The organism is Pseudomonas sp. DE0157 (assembly GCF_007678615.1).
GTDB classification, from domain to species: Bacteria; Pseudomonadota; Gammaproteobacteria; order Pseudomonadales; family Pseudomonadaceae; genus Aquipseudomonas; species Aquipseudomonas parafulva_B.
Genome location: NZ_VEJN01000001.1, coordinates 550,874 through 567,788, shown reverse-complemented (window position 1 = coordinate 567,788; position 16,915 = coordinate 550,874). Strand labels below are relative to the sequence as shown.

Sequence of the window (16,915 nt, the reverse complement as noted above, 5' to 3'; positions counted from 1 at the left end):
GGCTTTAAAAAAACCCGCTTCGGCGGGTTTTTTCATGTCAGCAATATACAGACGGCAGGCGGCGGCGATGCTCACCCCTGAACGATCTGGTTCTTGCCTTGGCGCTTGGCTTGATACATGGCTGCGTCGGCGCGGGCATACAAGCTGTTCAGGGTGTCATCGTCATCCAATAAACCCGTCAGACCCTGACTCACCGTCACGCTGTAGGTCTGGCCCTCCTGGCCGAAGCTCAGCCGCTGAACCTCCCGCTGCAACCGTTCGGCGATCTGTTCTGCCACTTTGGCCTTACAGCCCGGGAACACCGCGGCAAACTCTTCACCCCCGATCCGGCCGAACAGATCACCTCGGCGCAGTACGGTCCTGCCGCTGTGGGCGATACGCTGCAGCACCTGGTCGCCTTCCTGGTGGCCATAGCTGTCATTGATGTTCTTGAAATCGTCGATGTCCAGAAGCAGGAACGTCAGCGGTGTACCGTCCTCGCGTGCCTTGTCAAACGCCTGCTTGGCGCATTCGAAGAAGTGGCGACGGTTACTGCTCTGGGTCAGGACATCGGTAGTGGCCAGGCGCTGAAGCTCGCCCTCCAGTCGTTTCTTGTCGGTGATGTCTTCGGCAATGCCAACGATGGTTACCCGATCGTTACCTGGCTGCTGGCTGACGTAGCACTTGTCGCTTAACCAGCGCAGTTCGCCATCGCCATTGAGAATGCGGTATTCGCGGTGTTCCACGGAGCCTGTGGACAGTACCTGAGCCAGGCTCTGTTCGGCAAATTCAAGATCATCCGGATAGATGCTGTCGCGCCATACGTTGAAGTCGGCCATGACCCGGCAGACAGGGCGACCGAAGATGCGCTCGAATGCAGGGCTTACGTAGAGCACTTGCCGCGTTTCCCAATCGAAGGCCCACAGTACGGCGTTGACACTTTCGAGCAGCGAACTGAACAACTGCTCACGTTCGCTGAGGCGGGCGACTTCGCTTTGGGCATGCATCAGTGCCAGCAGGGTTTGAGCAGCGTCGGGGGGAGGAGTACCGGGCAGAATCTTGGGATTGTTCTTGGCCATGTGCACAGAGCGCGCTCGACGGGTAAAGGTGCGGCCACCTTCCGGCCGATGTGGGCAGTTCGAGTCGAAACAGAGCAGTGAAGTTCCTGAGCTTACGCCCCAGAACGGGGCGTATCGATCAACGGAGGTCAGGCAGCGGTCGGGCGCAGGGAATAGGTTTTCAACTGTGACGCAAAGTCGCGTAGGGCGTGGATGCCACTGGTCTCGGCCTCATGCACCCAATCCTTCATGGCGGCAAGCATGTCGTGGCCGTTGGCGCTAGTCCGCGCCCAGATCTGCTGCAGGGCCAGGCGTTTCTCGTAAATGGTCTTCAATGCCTGGCTGTGCGCCAGCATGGACTCGATACGGACATGGTGGCGATCCTCCAGCAAGCTGGTCTCGCGGGACAGCAGGCGCTTGGCGCGTCGGAAATGGTGGCTGACCGAGGCATCGACGCGGTCCAGTTCCTGTTTGACCAGCGGGCCGATCACAAGCTTGCGGTACTGGGCCATGATCTGGAAGCGGTTGTTCAGGATGGCCATGGCGGTGTCCATGTCCAGGCTGGCCTTGCCGGCAACGCGGTGGGCGATGGGGGCCACGCGCTGGACCTTGGCCAGCCGCAGCAGGCAGAACAGGCGAATCCACGCCCAGCCCATGTCGAATTCCCAGCGCCTGACCGAAAGTTTGGCCGAGTTGGGGTAGGTGTGGTGATTGTTGTGCAGCTCTTCGCCGCCAATGACGATGCCCCAAGGCACCAGGTTGGTCGCAGCGTCGCGGCATTCGAAATTGCGATAGCCCACGGCATGGCCCAGGCCATTGACTACCCCGGCTGCCCAGAAGGGAATCCACATCATCTGCACGGCCCAGATCGTGATGCCGGCGGTACCGAACAGCAGCAGGTCGATGAGCGCCATCAGCACGATACCGCCCAGCTTGTAGCGGGAGTAGAGGTTGCGTTCGACCCAGTCGTCCGGGCAGTTCTTGCCGTAGATGCGCAGGGTCTCAGGGTTGCGCGCCTCTTCGCGGTAGAGCTCGGCCCCTTTACGAAGCACCGTGCTCAAGCCCTTGTAGACTGGGCTGTGCGGGTCGTCCGGGGTTTCGCACTTGGCGTGGTGCTTGCGATGAACAGCGGTCCATTCACGGGTGTTCTGCGCCGTGGTGAGCCACAGCCAGAAGCGGAAGAAATGCTTGAGCCCGGAATTGAGCTCCAGCGCGCGATGCGCGGAATAGCGATGCAGGTAGACCGTGACGCTGACAATGGTCACATGGGTCATCAACAAAGTGATGCCGACCAGTTGCCAGGCCGACAAGTCGAGCAGGCCGTTGTACCACATAGGTAGAGATACCCTCGAAATTCAGGGGAAAGGTGCGATTATCCCTGGGTCGGGAAATAAAACCAGTCAAAGCTGACCACGCGATGTTTCAGCGGGGCGGCGGTGCCCGGCATGCCTTGGCGCGAGGCCTTTGCAAAGCGGCAACCGCACGTCGGGCAGCAGAAGCTTTATAATCCCCCAACACTTTCCATGGGCAATTCCACCCGACATGTCTGTTTCCGTTCGCGACGCCTTGCGCATGGCTGCGCTCTATGTGGTGCTCTCGATCCTCTGGCTGGTGCTGGCCGAGGTGGTGCTGCACAGCATGACTGAAGACCCCCTGGCCCTGACGGTGGGGCGCCAGATCAACGTCGTGGTCTGGTTGTTGCTCAGCGCCTTGCTGATCTACGTCTCGCGTGTGCGGCTGTTGAACTTCATCGGTGCCGGTGCGCGCCTGCGCGGCGAAGACCGTGAGCGCCTGCGCATGGCCGCCGCGGTGTTCGACTGCACCCTGGAAGGGGTCCTTGTGACCGACCGGCAGGGGGTGATCGTGCACGTCAACCGCGCGTTCATGCGCATCACCGGCTATCAGCAGGATGAGGTCATCGGCCAGCGCCCGAGCAAGTTCAAGTCGGGGCACCATGGTGCCGCGTTCTACCAGCAGATCTACGCGGCCCTGACCGAGACTGGGGAGTGGAGCGGCGAGATCTGGAACCGCCGCAAAAGCGGTGAAATCTATCCTCAATGGCAAACCATTCGCGCCATTCGTGACGACGAAGGCGAACTGAGCCATTACGTGGCGGTATTCAGTGACATCAGCGCCATCAAGCATTCGGAGCAGGAGCTGGCCTACCTGGCCCACCATGATCCCCTGACCGACCTGCCCAATCGCTTGTTGTTCACCGACCGGGTCCAACAGGCGTTGGCTGCGGCCCAGGCCAAGAAGCGCGGTTGTGCGCTGCTGCTTCTGGACCTCGATCATTTCCAAAGCATCAACGACGGGCTGGGTCATACGATCGGCGATCAGTTGCTTAAGTTGGTGGGCGCCCGCCTGGGCGAAGTGGTGAGCAGCGGGGTCACCCTGGCGCGCCTGGGCGGCGACGAGTTCGGCGTCCTGGCCGAGCACTGCCAGGACCTGGGGCAGGCGGCAAAGCTGGCCCAGCGCATCATCGAACGCATGCGCGAGCCCTTCCTGTTCGAGGGCCATCGCTTGTTCATCAGCGTCAGCGCAGGCATCAGCCTGTTCCCAAGCGACGCTCTGAGTGCCGAGCAGTTGCTGCGCAATGCCGATTCGGCGCTGTACAAGGCCAAGACCAACGGTCGCGCCTGCTACGCCCTGTACACCGAGGAGCTGACCGCGCACGCCCAGTTGCGCGTGGAAACGGCCGGGGAATTGCGCCGCGCCCTCGAGCAGGATGAGCTACGCGCGTTCTACCAACCAGTGCACGACCTGGCCTCGGGCAGCCAGGTGGGGGTCGAGGCGCTGGTCCGCTGGCAGCATCCCCAGCGGGGCCTGGTGGCACCGGGCGAATTCATTCCGATTGCCGAACGCACCGGTCTGATTGCCGAAATCGATGCCTGGGTGCTACGCCAGGCGTGCCTGCAGATGGTGCGCTGGCAGCAGGAAGGCCGCCCACTGGCATTCGTGGCCGTGAACATCTCGAGCCGGCTGTTTGGCCAGCATGAGTTGTACCGGCAGGTGGCCGATGTGCTGCATGAAACAGGCCTGGCGCCAGCGCTGCTTGAGCTGGAGGTCACGGAAAGTGCGGTGATGGAGGACCCGGAAGTGGCCCTGGAGCAGCTTCACCGTCTGCGCGAGCTGGGGGTAACCCTGGCCATCGATGATTTCGGCACTGGGTATTCCTCGCTGCTACGTCTCAAGCGCATGCCCGTGCAAAAGCTCAAGATCGACCAGGGCTTCGTGACCGGGCTGCCGTGCGATGAGGATGATGTCGCCATCGTGCGTGTGATCATCGCCCTGGCCCGCAGCATGGGCATGCAGGTGCATGCCGAAGGCATCGAGCAGCAAGAGCAGGCCAGCTTCCTGCTGCAGGAGCATTGCCAGCTCGGGCAGGGCTACTGGTTCGGCCGGCCGGTCGCCGCAAAGGACCTGCGCTGGGAATGAGGCCAGGGGCTGGCTTGGCGCCAGCCCTTCGCCTTCGCTCATCGCTTGTTCAACCCTCGGGCCAGCCGATCGCCACCCAGCTGGATCAGTGCCACCAAAGCCACCAGCATGGCGATCACCGTCAACATGATCTGGCTGTCGAAGCGCTGGTATCCATAGCGGTAGGCGATGTCCCCCAACCCTCCGGCACCGATGGCGCCCGCCATGGCGGATGAATTGATCAGCGTCACCAAGGTGATGGTGAAGCCGCCGACGATGCCTGGCAGGGCTTCTGGCAGCAGCACGTGCCAGACGATGTGCCAGCGTCGGCACCCCATGGCCTGCGCCGCCTCCACCAGGCCGTGGTCGACCTCTCGCAGGCTGACTTCGGCGATGCGGGCGAAAAAGGGCGTGGCCGCGATGGTAAGGGGCACGATGGCCGCCCAGACGCCATAGGTTGTGCCGACTACCCACCGCGTAAAGGGGATCAGGGCAACCATCAGGATCAGAAACGGCACCGAGCGAAACAGGTTGACGAACGCGCCCAGCACCCGGTTGAGCAGCGGCGCCGCATAGATGCCGCCCTTGTCGCTGGTCACCAGCATGACGGCCATCGGTACGCCCACCAGCAAGGCGATCAGCGAAGAAACGCCCACCATCAGCAGCGTGTCGAGCAAACCCTCCAGCAGACGATCAACCCACATGGCCCAGCACCTCCACATCTTCGGCCCAGCGCCGACTGCGCTCCAGGAGGCGGTTGGCGTCATGAGGCGAGTGCTGCACCGACACGATCAGTTGCGCCAGGGTATGCGCGCCGATGGATTGCACACCCCCCTGCAGCAACCGCACGCGTCCGCCCAACTCGGCGAACAATGCCGACAGATCGGGCTCGCCGAAGGCTGTCAGCTTCAGCACGATGGCGCTGTCGGGGCTCGATGGCGCAGCCTTGATGTTCGCGGTCAAGGCCTCTGGCAAGGTCGGTTGCAGGGGCGCCAGCAACGTGCGCGTGGTGGCGTGCCGCGCCGCGCCGAACACCTGCCAGACCTCGCCCTGCTCGACCAATTGGCCACGCTCCAGTACCGCAACCCGATGGCAGGTGTCGCGCACCACGGCCATTTCATGGGTGATCAGCACGATGGTCAGGCCCAGGCGTTGGTTGATGTCGCGTAGCAGTTGCAGGATTGAGGCGGTAGTCTCCGGGTCCAGCGCCGAGGTCGCTTCGTCGCACAGCAGGATACTTGGGTCATGTACCAGAGCGCGGGCAATGCCCACGCGCTGCTTCTGGCCGCCCGACAACTGCGCAGGGTAAACGTGATGCTTGTCCTCGAGGCCAACCAGTTGCAGCAGCTCGCGCACCTTGTGCTGGCGCTGCGCTTTGGCGACGCCGGCCACCTTCAGGGGTAGCTCGACGTTCTGCCATACGGTCTTGGCTGACATCAGGTTGAAGTGCTGGAAAATCATGCCGATGCTTCGGCGCAACCCCACCAGTGCGTCCTCGTCGTAGCTGGCAATGTCCGCCTGCTCGATCAGCACTCGGCCTTGCGTAGGCTGTTCCAACCGGTTGATGGCGCGCAGTAGCGACGACTTACCCGCCCCGCTGCGGCCGATGATGCCGAAGATTTCACCGCGCCGGATGTTCAGGTCGATGCCTTGCAGGGCTGGCTGGCTCTGGCCTGGATACGTCTTGCCCAGCCCGATGAACCGCACATGGGCGTGGTTGACGTCAGGGCGCAGGTCCAAGTGTTCAGCCTGACGGGGTGGTGCAGAGGACTCGAGTGCTCGCCGTGCAGTGGACTGGCTCATCGCTGTCACTCCCAACCGGCCTGGTAGAGCGTGCCATGAGCCTTGTCCAAGGCCGCACGTACAGCGGGCGAGTGCTGGTAGATGTCGACGAACTTGGCCAGGCGAGGGTCATCTTTGCTTTGTGGGCGAATAACGAACTGAATCACGTATTCCTTGTTCTCCAGGCCATCGAAAAGTAGGGCCGAGGTGGCGTCAAAACTGTTGGCTAGCCGAATGTAGGCGGGGTAGCCCTGCACCAGGTCCGCGTCGTCATACGCCCGTACCAGCTGGACCGCTTCGACCTGAATGATCCTGAGCTTTTTCGGGTTGGCCGTGATGTCCTGTTCGGTGGCCTTGTAGCCCACACCCGGTTTGAGCGTGATCAAGCCAGCCTTGGCCAGCAATTGCAGGCCGCGTCCGCTGTTGATCGGGTCGTTGGCGATGGCGACGCTGGCCCCTTCGGGCAGGTCGGCGAAATTTTTATAACGCTTGGAATACAGGCCCACGTTGTTGATGATGCCTGGGGCGTAGGGCACCAGATCGAAACCGGCAGCAGCCTTGGCGTTTTCCAGAAAGGGAATGTGCTGGAAGTAGTTCACGTCGATGTCGCCACTGTTGAGGCTGACATTGGGGGCTATCCAGTCGCTGAATTCGATCAGCTTCACCTCGAGCCCTTGCTTGTGCGCCTCTTCGACGGCGGCTTCCAGCGGGATGGCGAAGGCTGAGGTGGTGCCGATCTTAAGCGGCTCATCGGCCAGGGCTGCGCTGGAGAAGCCCAAGGCAATCGCGACGGCCGCAATGGGACGAAATAGTTTTTCAAGCATGGTGCAAGGCTCCAGTCGAGGCGGGGGCAGGCGCAAAGCGGTAGGTCGAGCCAGGGTGATCGGCTGGCAAGTAGGGATGGTCGGTTGCGAACAGCTTTTCGCGCAGCGTGCCGCCGGCGTAGGCGGTCTTGTAGCGGCCGCGCGCCTGTAGCGGCGGAATCACCAGGTCGATGAAGTCCTCAAAGCTTTCCGGTGTGACGGTGCGGGTCAGGTTGAAGCCGTCCAGGCCGGTTTCGTCGGCCCATGCGATCAGCTCATCAGCCACCTGCTCGGGGTCGCCGACCAAGGTGACGTAGCGACCGCCCAAGGCGTGCTGTTGCAGCAGGCGGCGTCGGGTCCAGGCGTTTTCCTGCAGTTGGCGGGTGGCCGACTGGATGGCGTTGCCTTGGGTAAAGGCAATCGGCTCGTCCAGATCGAAGGCCGCAAAGTCGATGCCGGTGGAGGCGGCAAAGTGCGCGACGCCGGCTTCGGGGCTGGCATGGCGCAGGTATTCGGCGTGCTTGGCCAGGGCTTGTCGCTCGGTGGGCGCCACGATCACCGTAATGCCCATGAAAACCTTGACTGCCATTGGGTCGCGACCCGCAGCCCTGGCAGCGGCGCGCACCTTGTCCACCTGGGCGCGGGTTGAAGCCTTGTCCTGGCCGCTGATGAACACGCACTCGGCATGGTTGCCCGCAAACGTCAGGCCGCGCGGCGAGCTGCCAGCCTGGAACAGTACCGGCGTACGTTGTGGCGACGGCTCGCACAGATGATAGCCTTCGACATCGTAGAACTCTCCGTGGTGATGGACCTTGCGCACTTTGTCGGGGCGCGCGTAGATGCGTTGTCCGCGGTCAGCCAGCACGGCATCGTCGGCCCAGCTTCCCTCAAGCAGTTGGTACAGCACCTTGAGGTATTCATCGGCCTGGTCGTAGCGACGGTCATGCTCAGGCTGCTGGGTCAGGCCCATGGCGCGCGCAGCGCTGTCCAGATACCCAGTGACGATGTTCCAGCCGACTCGGCCATTGCTCAAGTGATCCAGGGTCGAGAGACGGCGTGCAAACAGATAAGGTGCTTCATACGTGAGGTTGGCCGTGAGGCCGAAACCGAGATTGCGGGTGACGGCGGCCATGGCAGACACCAGCAGCAGAGGGTCGTTGACCGGCAACTGGATGGATTCCTTTAACGTTACGTCCAGCGACTGGCCGTAGACATCATAGGTGCCGACGATGTCGGCGATGAACAGACCGTCGAACAGGCCCCGCTCCAGCAGACGCGCCAAATCGGTCCAGTATTTGAGGGTCTTGTACTGGGTCGACGTATCGCGCGGGTGCGTCCACAGGCCATGGTTGATATGCCCCACGCAGTTCATATTGAAGGCATTGAGCAGGATCTGCCGGGCCATCAGATGGTCCCCCGGCGCGGTGGGTTTTGCTCGTTGAGGTAGTAGTTGCCGATGGCGTGGTATTTCCAGCGCACCGGGTCGTGCAATGTGTGTACCCGGGCGTTGCGCCAGTGGCGGTCGAGATTGTGTTCGGCCAGCGTGGCCTGACTGCCGCCGAGCTCGAACAACGTGGTGCCGGCGGACAGGGCTATTTCCGTGCTGATGGCCCGTGCCTCTGCTACGGCAATGGAAGCCGCGGCTACGGTTTCGGCCGTGCTGTCGTCACGCGCGTTGTCCAGGTAGTGGCCTGCGCGTTCGAGCAAGGCTTCGGCAGCGTGCAGGCGGATAGCCAGCTGCCCGAAGCTCTTGACGGTCAACGGATCGTCGCTCGCCTGCTCCACGCCTGAGTCCACCCATGGCCGGCTGCGGGTCCGCACGAAATGCAAGGCGTCCTCATAGGCTGCCCGGGCGATGCCGGTATCGATGGCGGCATGAAGAATCTGCGCCAGCGGGCCTACCGGGGTGGGGCGATCAAACACGCTCTGGAACGGTACGACGTCCTGTGCGCTGACGGGGACGTTATCGAACACCACCGAACCGCTGCCGGTGGTGCGCTGGCCGAAGCCACTCCAGTCGTCGATCACCTGCAGGCCGGGGCTGTCGGCAGGCACGAATGCCAGGTGCTGGACGCCTTGGTCATCGACCACCGAGGTGGGTATGCGCTGGGCGTATAGCGCGCCAGTGGCGTAGAACTTGCGACCGTTGATGCGAAAGCCATCGCCTTCGCGGCTCAGGCGTGTGGTGCGGTCATTGGCTGTCTTGGTGCCCAGTTCTGCCAGGGCATTGCCGAACCGCCGGCCTGCCAGCACTTCGGCGTACAGACGCTGCTGCTGTTCGGGCGTGCCGTTTACCCGCAGCACTTCCAAGGCATAAAAATGGTTTTGCGGAATCTGCCCGAGCGAGCCGTCGGCCTGCGCGATGATGGCGATGACCTTGGCCAGGGTGACGTTGGATACGCCCGCCCCGCCGTAGGCCTTGGGTACGCTGATACCCCATAGGCCCGAGCGTGTGAACAGCGCCAGCTCAGTGTGTGGCAGACGCCGCTCACGGTCGCGCACCGCGCTGTCGGGGCGTAGCTGGCGGGCGATGTCCAAGGCAACGGCCAAGGCTTCGCCGTCGCTGGTAATGATGCGTGTGGTCATGGTGTGTCTCCGGTGCCCCGGACCGCGCAGCGGTCCTGCAGGCTACCCATCAGATCCAGGAATGCCGCGCGGGCAGGGTGCCGTTGAGGTGGTACGCGCCAACTGCGTGGTATTTCCAGCGCACCGGGTCGTGCAGGGTGTGCACGCGGGCGTTACGCCAGTGGCGGTCGAGGTTGAACTCGGCCAGGGTGGCGCGGCTGCCAGCCAGTTCGAACAGTTTCTCGCTGGCCTGCAGGGCAATCTCGGTGGTCAGTACCTTGGCCTCGGCCACCGCAATCGACGCACGGGCAGCCGACTCGGCATCCACCGGTGCTGCGTTGACCTCGTCCAGCACCTGCCCGGCCCGGCGCAGCAGCGCCTCGGCGGCATGCAGTTCAAGCTTCAGGCGGCCGATGTCGGCGATGACATAGAGGTCGTCGCTGGCGCGCTCTACCTGGGCTTCGACCCATGGGCGCGACTTTGTGCGCACGAAAGCAATGGCATCATCGATGGCGGCCTCGGCAATGCCTGCGTCGATGGCCGCCTGGATGAGCTGCGAGGCGGCGCCCTGGGTATTGGGTACCTCCCGCTGACGCCAGTTGTCGATAACCAGGTCTGCCTCTACCGGAACGTCATCGAGCAGTACTGTTCCGCTGGCCGTGGTGCGCTGACCAAACCCCGACCAATCGTCGACGATGCGTAACCCGGGGGTGCCGCGGCGCACGAAGGCCAGGCGCTGGCGACCTTCCTCGTCCAGCGCCTTGACCGCCACCCAGTGGGCGAACAACGCGCCGGTGGAGTAGAACTTCTCGCCACTGATGCGATAGCCGTCACCTGCGCGGTTGATCCGTGCCTTGAGGGTGAGGGTGTCCTTGGTTCCGCGCTCAGGGCCTGCATTGCCGATTCGCCAGCCGTCCAGCACGCTGCGAAACAGCACTGCCTGTTGCGCCGGCGTGGCTGTCAGGCGCAGCAGTTGCAGCATGCCGAACTGGTTCTGCGGGATCTGCCCCAGCGCAGGATCGGCAGCGCTGATCAGGCGGAACACTTCGGCCACGGTTTCGAACGACACATCAGGGCCGCCGTAGGCCTTCGGAACGCTGATGCTCCCCAGACCACTGCGGGTAAACAATTCGATTTCGGCCCAGGGCAGTTCGCGTTGCTGATCCCGACGGGCAGCCTGTTCGCGCGCGACAGCGGCGACTTCACGTGCAGCTTGCAGCGCTTGGGCATCGCTGTGCAGAACCTTGGCTGGCAGCAAGGGCGGTGCACTGTCGAGCACGCTGCGGGAGGCAATAAGGGCTTGGCTGGACATCAGTGCCGCTCCTTGACTGCACTCAATGCCCTGGCGTTCTGCACTGGGGTGATGGTGATCCTGACCATTGCTGACCTCACATGTGGGTTATGCCGCTACAGCTGATCGCGACAGACGTATGCTGGTCCGGTGGTCCGGTGTATATACCGTAAGGGTTTATAAAATATTTATGAACTATCGCTTTGGAATATATATAGAAGCGCGTCGCCTGCCCCCAGGCGACATGCATTCAGGCGTGAGCTGAGTGACGTACGGGCTACTACAGCACGGGCTGGCTTTGCAGGCTTACTCAGAAGCAGCCGTGCCCAGAAACTTGCGCAGGAATTGCCGCGTTCGCTCCTGTTGCGGGGCCGCGAACAACGCCTTGGCCTCACCTTGCTCCACTACCACACCCTTGTCGAAGAAGATGACCCGGTTAGCCACGTCGCGAGCGAAGCTCATTTCATGGGTAACGATGATCATGGTGCGTTTTTCTTCCGCCAGGCTGCGAATGGTCGCCAGGACTTCGCCTACCAGTTCCGGGTCCAGCGCCGAGGTGGGTTCATCGAACAGAATCACCTCCGGCTCCATGGCCAGGGCACGGGCAATGGCCACCCGTTGCTGCTGGCCCCCGGACAGGCGACGTGGATAGGCGTCTTCCTTGCCTGCCAGGCCCACCTTGGCCAATAGACGCCGGCCAAGGTCCACCGCTTGGTCGCGCGGTGTTTTCTTGACGATCACCGGCCCTTCGATGACGTTCTCCAAGGCCGTGCGGTGGGGAAACAGGTTGAAGTTCTGGAACACAAACCCAGCTTGTTGGCGCAGGCGACGTATGGCGCTGTGTTGCGGGCCGAGGGGGCGGTTGGCGTCGATGCTGATGGCGCCGATCTTGATTTGCCCGGCATCGGGCGTTTCCAGCAGGTTCAAGCACCGCAGGAAGGTGGTCTTGCCCGACCCGCTGGGGCCGATTATCGCTACCACTTCACCCGGCTGCACCGTCACATCGATGCCATCGAGCACGGTCTGGCCCTTGAAGCGTTTGGTCAGGCCTTTGACTTCGATCATGCTCAGTGCTCCTGGTCATGTTGGTTGACCCGCGCTTCCATGCGGTTCTGGAAGTAGGCCAGGATGCTGCACAGCACCCAGTAGACCACGGCCACTGCCACGTACATGGTGAACACCTCGAACGTACGTGCTGTGATCAGCTGGGCCTGACGGAACAGTTCCGGCACCTGGATGGTGGCGGCCAGCGCGGTGTCCTTGACCAGCGAGATGAAGCTGTTACCCAACGGCGGCAACGCGGTGCGCAGCGCCTGGGGCAGTATCGCCCGGCGCATGGCTTGTACGCGGGTCATGCCGATGCTGGCCGCTGCTTCCCACTGCCCACGGTCGATCGAAGAGATCGCGGCGCGCAGGATCTCGCAGATGTAGGCGGCCATGTTCAATGACAGCCCGATCAGCGAGGCGGGGATCGGGTCGAGCTCGATGCCGATCTGGGGCATGCCGAAGTAGATGACGAACAGCTGCACCAGCAGGGGCGTGCCTCGGAAGAACGATACGTATATCCGTGCCAGCCAGTTGAGCGGCAGCACTTTGGACAAACGCATCAACGCCAGGGCAAAGCCCAGCACCAATCCGAAAAACATGCCCCCTACGCTGAGCAGCACGGTGTAACCCGCACCCTTGAGCAGGAAGGGTGCGGAGTCGGCGACCAGTTGCAGGCTTTCAGCGATCATCGGGTGACGTCAGCACCGAAGTACTTTTCGGACAGCTTGGCCAGGGTCCCGTCCGCCTTGAGCTTGTCGATGGCCGTGTTGATGGCGGCCAGCAGTTCAGGTTCGCCCTTGCGCATGGCAACCCCGCTCTCCAGTCGCGAGAAGGCATCGCCCGCCAGTTGTGTGTCCTTGGCTTTCTGGGCGTATTCAAGCGCAGCCAGGCGGTCGATCAGGATGGCATCGATGCGGCCATTGCGCAGGTCTGCAAACTTGCTGGGGTCGTCCTCATAGGTCCGCACTTCGGCCTTGGGCACATCCTGCTTGACCCATTGCTCGTAGTTGGTACCCAAGCCTACACCGACTTTCTTGCCTGCCAGGTCCTGAGCGCCCTTGATGCCGAGCTGGTCAGCCTTCTTCTTCAGCACCAGCGCCTGGATACCCGAGACGGTGTAGGGTTCGGAGAAATCGTATTTCTTCTTGCGCTCTTCGGAGATGGTGACCTGGTTGACGACGATGTCCAGCCGCTTGGACTCCAGCGCAGCCAGGATACCGTCCCATTTGGTCGGCTGGATCTTGGCCTTCACGCCCAGTTCCTTGGCCAGCAATTCGGACAGCTCGACTTCGAAGCCGGTCAGCTTGCCGTTTTCATCCTGGAAGCTGAACGGCGGGTAGGTGCCTTCGAGGCCGACGCTGATCACGCCTTTTTCCTGGATGGTCTTCAACTCTTCGCCGGCAAAGGCCTGGCCAAGCAGGCCCGTGCCCAGCAACAGGGCCAGGCTGGCATTGAGTAGCGGTTTGGCGAACTTCGACATGTCTGAGCCCCGAGCGTGTTGTGAATGAAGTGATGGCGACTATAGGGTTGGATGCGCAACGCAGGAAATAGTCAAAAATTATCGCACCTTGCCTATTTATGCGTTTGGAAATTGTCCATTGATCTTGAGGGTAGGCGAGGCCGGCATGGCTGTCATCGCCCTTGCCTTGCGATGCAGTGTAAAGAGGTAGAGATGAGGGCCTGGTCCACGGGCTTGCCCGTAGAATGACGGCATCGACAATAGAACAGATAGCCTAAAAGGCAGGAGAACACACCGTGAGCGAACAACCCGCCTCCGGGCACTGGCAACTGCAAGGGATCGTGGCCGGCTTGCGCGGTGCCCGTGAGCAATGGCGCACCCGCAATGGCCGCAGCAGCGGCGAGCAAGGTGGCCGGGAGCTGCCCTCGCGCGAAGCGGTACGACAGATCCTCGAACAGCTCTGCGGCGCGTTGTTCCCCATGCGTCTCGGTCCGGTGGACCTGCGCGAGGAGAGCGAGGATTTTTATGTCGGCCATACCCTGGACGCCGCGCTCAATGCGTTGTTGGTGCAGGCACGCCTGGAACTGCGCTACGCCGCCCGGCAAGGCAAGGAGGACCTGGCGGGTGTCGATGCCCATGCCCTGAAGCTGATCCAGGGCTTTGCCGCGGCGCTGCCAGGCATGCGTGTGCTGCTCGATACCGACGTGCTGGCGGCCTATCACGGCGATCCGGCGGCGCGCAGTGTCGATGAGGTGTTGCTGTGCTATCCCGGCATCCTGGCGATCATCCACCACCGTCTGGCCCATCACCTGTACACGGCCGGGCTGCCATTGTTGGCACGGATCAGTTCGGAGCTGGCGCATTCGGCGACGGGTATCGATATTCATCCCGGGGCTCAGATCGGCCCAAGCTTCTTCATCGACCACGGTACCGGCGTGGTCATCGGCGAAACTGCGATCATCGGCGAGCGCGTGCGGATTTATCAGGCGGTGACCCTTGGCGCCAAGCGCTTCCCGAGCGATGAGTCCGGCACGTTGCACAAGGGCTTGGCCCGTCACCCGATCGTCGAGGACGACGTGGTGATCTATGCCGGCGCCACCGTGTTGGGGCGTATCACCATCGGGCAGGGTTCCACCATCGGTGGCAACGTGTGGTTGACGCGTAGCGTACCGCCGCACAGCAACATCACCCAGGCCAACCTGCAGCTCGATTGCCAGGATAAACAGTGATCCTAGGCGTGCCTTGGGCAGGCACCAGACCGTTAAATGCCCCTTCACAGGGGCAAGTCAGGCTGGCCAAAGGGTGCTTCCAGGGCATTACCAATCGGCGCTTCAATTCGCAATGAGGCTCAAACCATGTTTAACTTGAACGCTTGTTCAATTAAAAAAACGCTGGTCCGCTGCCGGTGTTCATCAGGAGGATTCCTTTGCTGAACCCGTTAATTATGCGTCTTTCGTCCTTTGACGAGGTGCACACGCGATGAGTGCACCGACCCCTTCGCTTGCCCCTGGCAAGATCCGCATGAACCCTCCGGTGTTCTATTTCGCGGCAAGTTTCATTCTTATCTTCGGCCTTGTGGTCATTACCAATCCGCAAAGTGCGGGCCAGTGGTTGCTGGCGGCGCAGAACTGGGCTGCCAACACGGTAGGCTGGTACTACATGCTGGCAATGACGCTGTACCTGGTCTTCGTGGTGGTCACCGCCGTATCGGGCTACGGCAAGATCAAGCTCGGTGCCGACCACGACGAACCCGAATTCAGCTACCTGTCGTGGGCGGGCATGCTGTTTGCTGCGGGGATAAGCATCACGCTGTTCTTCTTCTGCGTCTCCGAACCGCTTACCCACATGTTGCAACCACCCCAGGGTGAAGGGGGCACGGTTGAGGCGGGCCGGCAGGCAATGCAGATCCTGTTCCTGCATTGGGGCCTGCATGGTTGGGGCGTCTTTGCCTTCGTCGGCATGGCGCTGGCCTATTTCGCCTACCGGCACAATCTGCCGCTGGCCTTGCGCTCTGCGCTCTATCCGTTAATCGGCAAGCGCATCAACGGGCCTATCGGCTATGCGGTCGACGGCTTCGGCATCATCGCCACGGTGTTCGGCCTGGGGGCCGACATGGGCTTTGGCGTGCTGCACCTCAATGCCGGCCTGGATTACCTGTTCGGCATCAGCCACAGCCAGTGGGTGCAGGTGGTGCTGATCACGCTGATGATGGGCGCGGCGGTGGCCGTGGCAGTAGCCGGTGTGGAAAAAGGCGTACGGGTGATGAGCGACATCAACCTGTTCCTGGCCTGTGCACTTTTGCTCTTCGTGCTGTTCGCAGGCCCCACCCAGCACCTGTTCAACACCCTTATCCAGAACCTGGGCGACTATTTGGGCGCCTTGCCGCGCAAGAGCTTCGATGTCTATGCCTATGGCGATAACCGTGAGTGGCTGGGCGGCTGGACGGTGTTCTACTGGGCCTGGTGGATCGCATGGGCGCCATTCGTGGGCTTGTTCATCGCGCGCATCTCCCGTGGGCGGACCATTCGCGAGTTCGTCTTCGGTGTGCTGCTGATTCCGCTTGGCTTCACCCTGGCGTGGATGTCGATCTTCGGCAACAGCGCACTGGACCAGGTCATCAATCACGGCATGACCGCATTGGGCCAGGCCGCGTTGGACAACCCGTCGATGAGCCTGTACCTGCTGCTGGAGACCTATCCGTGGAGCAAGGCGGTGATCGCCATGACGGTGTTCGTCAGCTTCGTGTTCTTCGTGACGTCGGCAGACTCCGGTACCGTGGTGCTGTCCACGCTGTCGGCCACCGGCGGCGATGCCGACGAGGACGGCCCGAACTGGCTGCGCATCTTCTGGGGTGCCATGACGGCGCTGGTGACCAGTGCCTTGCTGTTCGCCGGCAGCATCGATTCGCTGAAGTCGGCGGTGGTGCTCACCTCGTTGCCCTTCTCGCTGATCCTGTTGTGCATGATGTGGGGGCTGCACAAGGCCTTCTACCTGGAGTCGCAGCGCCAGATCGCGCAGATGCATTCGCTGGCTCCCTTCGCCCAGTCGCGCCGAGGCCGTGGGGGTTGGCGCCAGCGCCTGAGCCAGGCCGTGCATTTCCCTTCGCGGGACGAGGTGTACCGGTTCATGGACGATGTGGTGCGCCCGGCCATCGCCGATGTGCGTGAGGTGTTCGAGCAGAAAGGGCTGGTGCTGATCACCCAGGACGACCCGAGCCATGACAACGTCAGCTTGAAAGTCGGCCATGGCGATGAGCAGCCGTTCATCTACCAGGTGCAGATGCGCGGTTACTTCACGCCCTCGTTCGCCCGTGGTGGCCTGGGTGCCCATGAGTTGAAGAACCGCCGCTATTACCGGGCGGAGGTCTACCTCAGCGAAGGCAGCCAGAATTACGACCTGGTGGGCTACAGCAAGGAGCAGATCATCAACGACATCCTCGACCAGTACGAACGGCACATGCAGTTCCTGCACCTGGTGCGCTGACCCTCCGCGCCAGACCAGCCCTGAAAAGGCG

At 62.3% G+C, this 16,915-nt stretch carries 14 protein-coding genes; 3 read left to right on the top strand and 11 right to left on the bottom strand.

All coding sequences use genetic code 11. The annotated features are described in order from the left end of the window. Positions 1-71: 71 nt before the first annotated feature. On the bottom strand, positions 72-1,058 hold the full coding sequence (locus FS777_RS02505) for a sensor domain-containing diguanylate cyclase (RefSeq protein WP_145253854.1): 987 nt from the start codon (positions 1,056-1,058) through the stop codon (positions 72-74). Between the two features lie 128 nt (positions 1,059-1,186). Further along, positions 1,187-2,371, bottom strand: coding sequence for a delta-9 fatty acid desaturase DesA (gene desA, locus FS777_RS02500; RefSeq protein WP_058637055.1), 1,185 nt, complete (start codon positions 2,369-2,371; stop codon positions 1,187-1,189). 208 nt (positions 2,372-2,579) lie between these two features. On the opposite strand from desA, the gene dibA reads away from it, so the two are divergent. Then, the gene (gene dibA, locus FS777_RS02495; protein ID WP_145253851.1) at positions 2,580-4,475 is read left to right on the top strand and encodes a phosphodiesterase DibA; all 1,896 of its coding nucleotides are present in this window, start codon (positions 2,580-2,582) and stop codon (positions 4,473-4,475) included. A 38-nt stretch (positions 4,476-4,513) separates the two neighbouring features. Here dibA and FS777_RS02490 read toward each other — a convergent pair whose 3' ends face one another. From FS777_RS02490 to tcyJ, 9 genes are all read right to left on the bottom strand, one after another. Continuing rightward, positions 4,514-5,158 (bottom strand): methionine ABC transporter permease, encoded by a 645-nt coding sequence (locus FS777_RS02490; RefSeq protein ID WP_058604699.1) that lies wholly within the window; start codon positions 5,156-5,158, stop codon positions 4,514-4,516. Continuing rightward, positions 5,148-6,257: a methionine ABC transporter ATP-binding protein gene (locus tag FS777_RS02485; protein WP_058637057.1), complete on the bottom strand. Its 1,110-nt coding sequence runs from the start codon at positions 6,255-6,257 to the stop codon at positions 5,148-5,150. Before FS777_RS02485 ends, FS777_RS02490 begins: the two co-directional genes overlap by 11 nt. A 5-nt stretch (positions 6,258-6,262) precedes the next feature. Then, positions 6,263-7,060, bottom strand: coding sequence for a MetQ/NlpA family ABC transporter substrate-binding protein (locus tag FS777_RS02480; protein ID WP_100850587.1), 798 nt, complete (start codon positions 7,058-7,060; stop codon positions 6,263-6,265). Further along, a complete protein-coding gene (locus tag FS777_RS02475) occupies positions 7,053-8,444 on the bottom strand; it encodes an LLM class flavin-dependent oxidoreductase (RefSeq protein ID WP_078477814.1) in 1,392 nt (463 codons plus the stop codon). The genes FS777_RS02480 and FS777_RS02475 overlap by 8 nt, the downstream gene beginning before the upstream one ends. Next, positions 8,444-9,625 carry an SfnB family sulfur acquisition oxidoreductase gene (locus FS777_RS02470; protein ID WP_145253848.1) on the bottom strand — a complete coding sequence of 394 codons (1,182 nt, stop codon included), beginning with the start codon at positions 9,623-9,625 and terminating at the stop codon, positions 8,444-8,446. Before FS777_RS02470 ends, FS777_RS02475 begins: the two co-directional genes overlap by 1 nt. Before the next feature lie 49 nt (positions 9,626-9,674). Further along, positions 9,675-10,916: an SfnB family sulfur acquisition oxidoreductase gene (locus FS777_RS02465; RefSeq protein ID WP_058637061.1), complete on the bottom strand. Its 1,242-nt coding sequence runs from the start codon at positions 10,914-10,916 to the stop codon at positions 9,675-9,677. Between the two features lie 285 nt (positions 10,917-11,201). Continuing rightward, a complete protein-coding gene (gene tcyN, locus FS777_RS02460) occupies positions 11,202-11,960 on the bottom strand; it encodes an L-cystine ABC transporter ATP-binding protein TcyN (protein WP_058637062.1) in 759 nt (252 codons plus the stop codon). A gap of 2 nt (positions 11,961-11,962) precedes the next feature. Beyond that, complete coding sequence (tcyL, locus tag FS777_RS02455; protein ID WP_023535780.1) at positions 11,963-12,631, bottom strand: cystine ABC transporter permease; 669 nt, start codon at positions 12,629-12,631, stop codon at positions 11,963-11,965. Next, positions 12,628-13,422, bottom strand: a complete 795-nt coding sequence (gene tcyJ, locus FS777_RS02450) for a cystine ABC transporter substrate-binding protein (RefSeq protein WP_058604706.1) — start codon at positions 13,420-13,422, stop codon at positions 12,628-12,630. The genes tcyL and tcyJ overlap by 4 nt, the downstream gene beginning before the upstream one ends. 275 nt (positions 13,423-13,697) lie before the next feature. Here tcyJ and epsC point away from each other — a divergent pair, with 275 nt between their 5' ends. Continuing rightward, positions 13,698-14,630: a serine O-acetyltransferase EpsC gene (gene epsC / locus FS777_RS02445; protein WP_027914137.1), complete on the top strand. Its 933-nt coding sequence runs from the start codon at positions 13,698-13,700 to the stop codon at positions 14,628-14,630. Between the two features lie 292 nt (positions 14,631-14,922). Next, complete coding sequence (gene betT / locus FS777_RS02440; RefSeq protein ID WP_178091243.1) at positions 14,923-16,884, top strand: choline transporter BetT; 1,962 nt, start codon at positions 14,923-14,925, stop codon at positions 16,882-16,884. Positions 16,885-16,915 lie beyond the last annotated feature (31 nt).